The 5,133-nt window shown below is 53.6% G+C and carries 5 protein-coding genes and 1 pseudogene; 4 read left to right on the forward strand and 2 right to left on the reverse strand.

Going from position 1 to position 5,133, the window contains the following annotated elements:
* The coding region (locus OA90_RS27225) for a right-handed parallel beta-helix repeat-containing protein (protein ID WP_199823881.1) at positions 1-1,469 on the reverse strand (1,469 nt) is incomplete at its 3' end.
* Between the two features lie 390 nt (positions 1,470-1,859).
* Here OA90_RS27225 and OA90_RS28885 point away from each other — a divergent pair.
* The 4 genes and pseudogenes from OA90_RS28885 to OA90_RS27245 form a co-directional block, all read left to right on the forward strand.
* A pseudogene (locus tag OA90_RS28885) lies at positions 1,860-2,017 on the forward strand (transposase); the annotation flags it as partial.
* A gap of 271 nt (positions 2,018-2,288) precedes the next feature.
* Positions 2,289-2,927, forward strand: a complete 639-nt coding sequence (locus OA90_RS27235) for a TetR/AcrR family transcriptional regulator (protein WP_082837320.1) — start codon at positions 2,289-2,291, stop codon at positions 2,925-2,927.
* Complete coding sequence (locus OA90_RS27240) at positions 2,924-3,688, forward strand: hypothetical protein (protein WP_068420134.1); 765 nt, start codon at positions 2,924-2,926, stop codon at positions 3,686-3,688. The genes OA90_RS27235 and OA90_RS27240 overlap by 4 nt, the downstream gene beginning before the upstream one ends.
* Positions 3,689-3,877: 189 nt before the next feature.
* Positions 3,878-4,642, forward strand: a complete 765-nt coding sequence (locus OA90_RS27245) for a hypothetical protein (protein WP_068420136.1) — start codon at positions 3,878-3,880, stop codon at positions 4,640-4,642.
* A 214-nt stretch (positions 4,643-4,856) separates the two neighbouring features.
* Here the strand turns inward: OA90_RS27245 and OA90_RS27250 are convergent.
* The coding region (locus OA90_RS27250; RefSeq protein WP_156510508.1) for a transposase at positions 4,857-5,133 on the reverse strand (277 nt) is incomplete at its 5' end.

Consider the following 5,133-nt stretch of genomic DNA (forward strand, 5'->3'; position numbering starts at 1 on the left):
GCAAACGTCCCGCTTTCTGCCAGAAGGTTCCCCTCGACAGTAGCGCCCGTGCCTATGGTCAATGAACCTGCCCAGTTCTCGGGAGATCCCTCGCCAGTAAATTCGAAGTAAATCGCGGTGCCATTTTCTTCGGTCGTTCTGACCGTCCCGCCACTCACCGTCACCGTGGTGCGGTCACCATGAATGTTTATCCCATAGTCATCGGCTTCGATCGTGCCACCGCTCACCGTAACGGTGGAATCGTCACCTTCAGAGTATACGCCCTCCTGTTCAGCCTCAATCGTGCCGCCGCTCACCGTTACGGTGGAATTGTTACCAATAGTGTATACACCCTCCTCTTCAGCCTCAATCGTGCCGCCGCTCACCGTAACGGTGGAATTGTCACCAGAAGTGTGTACACCGCCCCATAGAGCATCAATCGTGCCGCCACTCACCGTGACCGTGGCGCTGTCACCTACAGAGTATACGCCCGCGTATTTACTTTCAATCGTGCCGCCGCTCACCGTAACGGTGGAATTGTCACCAGTAGTGTATACACCTTCCCTTTCAGCCTCAATCGTGCCGTCGCTCACCTTAACGATGGAATCTTCACCAGTAGTGTGTACACCGCCCCATTCCGCATCAATCGTGCCGCCACTCACCGTGACCGTGGCGCTGTCACCTACAGAGTATACGCCCGCGTATTTACTTTCAATCCTGCCGCCGCTCACCGTAACGGTAGAATCGTCACCAGAAGTGTGTACCCCCTCCCTTTCAGCCTCAATCGCGCCGTCGCTTACCGTTACGGTAGAATCATCACCTACAGAGTATACGCCCGCGTATATACTTCCAATCGTGCCGCCGCTCACCGTAACGGTGGAATTGTCACCTTCAGAGGATACGCCCTCCTGTTCAGCCTCAATCGTGCCGCCACTCACCGTAACGATGGAATCTTCACCAGTAGTGTGTATACCGACCCATTCAGCATCAATCGTGCCGCCGCTCACCGTAACGGTAAAATTCGCACCATTACCAGTTACCCCGTTGAAAGCGGCCTCAATCGTGCCGCTGACCAACTCCACCGTATTGTCATCGCCATCAGCAACTACCCCATACCCATAGGACTCAATCGTGCCGCCGACCACCTCCACCGTATTGTCATCGCCAGTAGCATATACCCCCGTGTCGAGGGCGTTCAGTTCAGCATCACCGTAAATGATAACCTTCGTGTCATTGTCTAACGAGATGGCAACGCCTTCACTAGACGTCACTTTGGTATCGGAAGCGCCCTCACCATCCGGCATCCCATCCCCAAGCGTAATCGTGACACTGTCGTCCCCCTCCTCGACAGTTGCCGCTTCTATTGTACCGGTAAGCTCCACATCATTGCACACAAGATCGTCACCACCCTCGAGGGAAGTGAACGGCGGTGCTTCCACCTCTCCGTCAATAGTACACTCAGCCAGAGCCACAGGGGCATTGCCAAACACAAGCCCCGCCCCCAGCATGAGGGCAACACGGCAACTCGGCCTGCACGAGGCATCTCGCCCCAAGGCCAGCAATGGGACCAGCAATGGGGCCAGCAAGGCGCCGCTCTGCCCAGGCCAATCTGCCCACTGCCCGGATCGGAACACCGGAAGGCCTGAGTTTGTCGCATCCCGCGACGAACCATTATTGTCGTGCACCTGAGCACTCCCGCAGACAGTTTTTGATTTGCTTAAGGTGGCGGGGACCGCATGCGTGAGTTGTGTCAAATGACACACTTTCCGGCAGAAAACTCCTGGCTTATGCCAGCGATTTTTGAGCGAGCCTCATTGACCTGAGACCCCAGAACTCCTCCAATTTTGTGTAGAGTCCGTTCCAATCAGGAGACGGACGGAATGAAGCGTTCACGATTCACAGAAGAACAGATCATCGGCATCTTGCGGGAGCAGGAAGCGGGGATGAAGACAGCGGATGTCTGCCGCAAGCACGGCATCTGGGAAGCGACCTTCTACAAGTACAAGGCCAGGTTTGGGGCATGGACGTGTCCGATGCCTTCACGGACGGCCGCCGCTTTCCGGTACTGGCCGTGGTTGATGATTACAGCCGCGTGTGCCTGGCGCTGGTCGCTGACACCTCTTTATCCGGCCTTCGGGTCACCCGTGAACTCGATGCGCTCATTCGTCACTTCGACGAATGCTGCAGATTATGTGATGGCCCGCTTTCCCGTTCACTTTCAGACCAACGCCATTATCAAGTCCATTTAAGAAACAAACCCCTGAGCGTGCAGGATTGCACTTTATATTAATAAGCGCTAATTTAAATAAATGACTGAAGCACCTAAGCCAACGCGTGGCCGTCCGCCACTATCTGATCGACCAGAAACGCGAGATCGCATCCTGGAGGCTGCATTGGAAGTTTTTTCCGAACGCGGTTTCGATGGCGCTACGGTGCGCCAAATCGCTGCAAAAGTTGGCGTGAGCGATCCCGCCCTTTACGCCCACTTCAAAGGCAAGCAGGAGATATTTGAGGCCCTTTTGAAACTTGCAGGACCTGATCTTCTGGCAAGCGCTGGACCCTCCCTGGCGTCCGATAAAATTCCTATGCAGATCGCAATCCCAGAAATGTTTGGAAACATTGTCGCGAAGTGGTCGACCCCGCGCGCCAGAGCGTTTGCTTCACTCGTTTTACGTATGGGGCCAGATGGCCTCGGCAACATGTTGCAAGATGTTTCGACACGATTGCGACCGGCTTTCACTGCTTGGCAGGTACGAGGAGAACTGCGGCAAGACATTCCAGTCGAAGTCGCAATTTGGCAGGTCATCGGGCCACTTGCGGGACTTCGTATCACCTACTTGCACGGCAACGCATCAAAAACTGATGTCGCGCATGCCAAGTCGTTGGCCAAAACCCACCTGAACATTGTTGTGCGAAGTCTTACCCAAACGCGGAGCCCAGAAGAATGACCAATCTAGATGAAGCACTAAAAATCGTAGGCCCTAAGAACAAGTTTCCTGAAGTGTCACTGATCGAGCCAACGCAATCCGGCTACCTCTTGCTTGCTATCGAGGTAGATCATCGCCCGCCAATAGGCTTCTTCGTGGAAAGTAACGCTAAGAAAAAACTGCTCAGCACACTAAAGACTTTAGCTCAGACGCTGGTTACGGTTGATGGTGTATTGGATGCCACTGTCTTCAAAGCGCTGATCATTCCCCCTGGGAGAGGGGCGTTTCTAAGAAAACGCCCAGACGTCAAGATCGCAAAGTTTGACGTTGTGATGCTGGTGGAATTCGAGACCGTTGATGCTGCAAGAGATTACCAGGATACGCCTGAATGGGTTGCACTTGTGGCGGACACCAAGAAGAGGTCACACAATGTCATCAGCATTGCCGCGTCCAACACACGCAGGATCGGCCCCGTCGATCACGCAACCAAAGGTGTCTTCTTGTTCAATTACTTCTACGCGGACAGTTTGGATATCAATCTTCAGGTGTGGAACTACACAGCGGGCTGGTTCCAGGATCAGACCGGCCTCGACAATTCCACCGTTCTACTGCCCGATGACTCAACCCAGGTACCCTATACAATTATCAATCACTGTCGTTGGGACGGACTTCGTCATATCTTACCTGCGTTGCTCTTCAACAAGTCGTTCAAGCCATTCGTTCTGGATAATTTTGAGCAGAACAACACAGCAGCGATTCCGATCCTTTATCAGCTGGCTTAATGATCTAGCGAAGTACTCTGACGCAGAGCGGACATCGGGGCGGCCGCAGCGAATTGGTGCTTTGTCTGCCAAGCCGCTCTTGATTTACCTTGCAGCTAAGGTCCGCTTCGAGCCCCTCTTGACCAAAACCGCGCTCAGCATCAAGGTCTGCTATCGAGGCACATTTCAAGTTTAAGCTGGGGTTTGTTTATGGTGCCGAATTACAGGGTCGTTGTCGCATTGCTCTTTTTTTGTTTTGGGCTATCGGCACCCGTCCAAGCGCATTCGCCATACTTCGGCCAAATCGAGGGGGTCGAACATCCAGATTTTGGATTTGTCGAGTTCGCCGTTTTGTACGGGGACGGCATATTCGTTGCAGATCCCTCGCGAGTAGTTGTCTTTGACAGCGAAGGGTACCTGCTCGCTTCTACGCCCCAGTCACAGGTGCTATCTATTCGTTGCGCTGGATCAAACGGTTTGCCTACTTGCCGCGTTTACGACGAGTTGCGTGGAGTAGTGCTTGAACCTGATTACAAACAGTGGGCGCGTAGCAGAATAATCGAGGAAGAAGGCAGGCCCCCCCGAGATGCATATCCAGAATACATGGAAATTGAATATGGCTTCACTGAACGTCCAGCAACAATCCTTGAAAGATTCACTTTTGAGGTAGTGGGCGTTTTCAAATCACCCATTCTCTCTGCTTTGTCAGTACTCTGGTGGGCGTTGGCTTGGTCATTTATTGTGCGTCCTGCTTGGAAATTGAAGCATAGGAACTGGCGACTGAGACCTCTCAAAGTGTCCTCAATGGCACTAGGCGTTCTTGGAATGCTCGCATTCGTGGGAATGGGTCTTGTTGCGGCGTATGGCTGGTTAATACAGCCATACTCGCTTTATTTTTTCTTGTTCGTTTTCGTCTCGGGTGCACTCATTGCCGCAGTTCTGACGCGACCGAAAGTCGCCGTTCAGGAAAATTGATCCTATGTCGGCTTCGTCCGCATTGCGGCCTTTCGTGCAATCTGCAGCGGATTCTCACTAGCCCCCTGTCAGGACACTGGTGCAGAGTGCAGTAAATGGCTGCATTCGGGTGCCTGGCTCATCAACGCGAACCACAGGCTTGAGGACGCTTTGCTGTCACGCGAAATCCGAAGTTTTTGCCCGCACGGAATGTCTTAGAGTCCGATTCAAAAGTTCATGAGACAAGACAATAGGTTGCGAGCCTGCGTGTCATGACCCTGATACTAGCGATGTTGATCCATGCGGTGGAACTTTCGATTGACGCCTCCCAGTCCTTTGCCAACCGGCGGCATCTGCCCAGCCATGCGAAAGTGCGCTCCACCACCCATCTGCGGGGCAGGAGTTCGAAGCCTTCAGCAGCATCGGAGCGTTTGATGATCTCTATCGTCCAGTTGCCGTTGCCCACCAGGGCGGCGCGCAGCTTTTCACCGGCATAGCCGCCATCGGCGAAG

The organism is Labrenzia sp. OB1 (assembly GCF_001624695.1).
Lineage (GTDB): Bacteria > Pseudomonadota > Alphaproteobacteria > Rhizobiales > Stappiaceae > Roseibium.